Origin of the sequence: Glycomyces dulcitolivorans (assembly GCF_003265355.1) — a bacterium.
Classification (GTDB): Bacteria; Actinomycetota; Actinomycetes; order Mycobacteriales; family Micromonosporaceae; genus Glycomyces; species Glycomyces dulcitolivorans.
Map to the genome: position 1 here is coordinate 1763 of NZ_QFRW01000020.1, position 301 is coordinate 2063.

General features: G+C 43.2%; 1 rRNA gene (only partly in view). It reads left to right on the top strand.

Features of this window, described 5'->3' with window-relative positions:
- The first annotated feature begins 89 nt into the window (after positions 1 to 89).
- Positions 90 to 301: ribosomal RNA gene (locus DI269_RS00570) — 23S ribosomal RNA — on the top strand (it continues 2658 nt past the right edge of the window).

Below are 301 nucleotides of genomic sequence, written 5' to 3' on the forward strand. Positions count from 1 at the left end.
TTGAAAACTAGATAACAATAAGTAATACATTCACATTGAATGCAATGCAAAGTTCATCACACATAGTGATTCTTTCTAAAGTAAGAAATGGTTAAGTTAGAAAGGGCGCACGGTGGATGCCTTGGCACTAGGAGCCGATGAAGGACGGGACGAACACCGATATGCTTCGGGGAGCTGTAAGCAAGCTTTGATCCGGAGATTTCCGAATGGGGAAACCCACTGCTCGTAATGGAGTAGTATCCATACTTGAATACATAGAGTATGAGAAGGCATACCCGGGGAACTGAAACATCTAAGTACC